Below are 1,878 nucleotides of genomic sequence, written 5' to 3'. Positions count from 1 at the left end.
CCCCATTAGCGTGGTGTGTAGCTCCGGTAAGCGCACTGCCCACCCAACGGGCACAAGCTCACCGAAGCTAGAAGTCGCTGGCTCCCGGCATGGCTCTATATCCCTGTCACGATGATCCGGGGGGTGTTGCCACCGGGACCCAGGGACGTATTGCACTCACTAATAGGAACTTGACGCGCACCGAATAAAATACGCGACGTCTCAACTAATGTGGTTGTAGTCAATACGCCCACGACCCACCAGCGGCTCACACACCACGCCGCACCCCTGCCCATGTGACACCCGCGGCGTGAACCCCACCCGCACACCTCACATGGAAGGAACGACACCGAAGATGCCCGACATCATCATCGGCCTCGACGTCGGCAAAACCAGCCACTACGCCTGGGTCATCGACACCGACTGCACCAAACTCCACGCCGGCAAAGTCGACCAATCCGAACAAGCCCTCAACCGCCTGTTCACCAAAGCCAAAAAACACGCCGGCGACGACGGACACGTCACCCTCGTCGTCGACCAGCCCAACAACATCGGCTACTTCGCCATCGCCTGCGCCCAAGCCTGCGGCATCGACTGCCGCTACCTCACCGGCACCCGCATGCGCCACGCCAGCCTCCTGGCCGCAGGCAACAGCAAAACCGACCCCAAAGACGCCCGCATCATCGCCGAAACCGCGCTCACGATGCCCCAAATCCTCCTGCCGGTCACCCACACCGACGACCTCGCCGACCGCATCAAAGTCCTCGCCGGCCAGCAAGCCGACCTGATCAGCATGCGCACTGCCACCATCAACCGGATCCGCAGCATGCTCAACGCCATCCACCCCGGGCTGGAAAAACTGCTCACAGGCGACCAGATCACCGCCGGCTGGGTCATCGCCATGTTCCTGCACTACTCCAGCCCCGCAGCCATCAAACGCGCAGGAGCTCGCCGCCTGGCCACCTTCATCCACACCCACGCCCCCGGCACGAAAAACCAGGACGCCAAAGCACACAAGGTCATCACCGCGATCACCGCACAGACCATCACCGTGCAAAACACCGACATCAAATGGCAGTCCATCCAAACCGCCTACCGGATGATCACCACCCTCAACACCGACATCCGGGCCCTTGATGCTCAAATCGAAGACATCGCCAAAGACACCCCCACCTACCAGATCCTGCTGTCCATGCCCGGAGTCGGACCGAAAACAGCAGCCACCTGGGTGGCCACCGTCGGCGACCTGGCCGACTTCGACTCCGCCGACAAACTCGCGTCCTACGCCGGAATCTGCCCAGTCACCAGGCAATCCGGCACCTCAATCAAAGGCGAACACGTCAACCGCAGCGGCAACAAAAAATTAAAGAACGCCCTGTGGTACTCAGCTTTCGCCAGCATCAAGACGCACGGACGTTCAAAGGAATACTACCAAGCCAAACGCGCCGCCGGGAAGCGTCACAACGCCGCCGTGATGGCCCTGGCACGACGCCGCCTCAACGTCATGTTCGCGATGGTGAAAAACAGCGAATTCTACGACGACAACCGCCAAGCCCCACCCCACCGCCGCACCACCACCCCGGCCACCACACCAGCTGCCGCACCCCGCAAACGACAGCGCAGTCGTACAGCCCCGGCCACCCCGGCACACCCCACCACCGCCAACACCCCGACACACACCTAGCCGGGTTGTAGTGCCCCTTGGCCACGCACCCTCGTGCCCACCGCCACGGCAGGCACGAGGGCACACGGCGTGTGCATAAAAAATGCATAGACAGGGCACCCGAGGGTGCCCTGTACCCCGGCGCGGCACGGGGTCTTTGTCGCGTCAGCCGGCACTGGATCGTTGAAAACAACGACCAGTGATCGGCGCTTTGGCATGCCCTCACACACCCTGCT

At 62.4% G+C, this 1,878-nt stretch carries 1 protein-coding gene; it reads left to right on the top strand.

Going from position 1 to position 1,878, the window contains the following annotated elements; all coding sequences use genetic code 11:
* Nucleotides 1-334 precede the first annotated feature (334 nt).
* Nucleotides 335-1,663 carry an IS110 family transposase gene (locus tag C1Y63_RS12330; protein ID WP_158256170.1) on the top strand — a complete coding sequence of 443 codons (1,329 nt, stop codon included), beginning with the start codon at nucleotides 335-337 and terminating at the stop codon, nucleotides 1,661-1,663.
* Nucleotides 1,664-1,878 lie beyond the last annotated feature (215 nt).

It is taken from the genome of Corynebacterium sp. 13CS0277 (assembly GCF_002994655.1).
Classification (GTDB): Bacteria; Actinomycetota; Actinomycetes; order Mycobacteriales; family Mycobacteriaceae; genus Corynebacterium.
This window is presented reverse-complemented; position numbering and strand designations above follow the sequence as displayed.

Coding starts and splice junctions, on each gene's coding strand:
- C1Y63_RS12330 (WP_158256170.1), top strand. CDS start 335: ATGCCCGACATCATCATCGGCCTCGACGTCGGCAAAACCAGCCACTAC.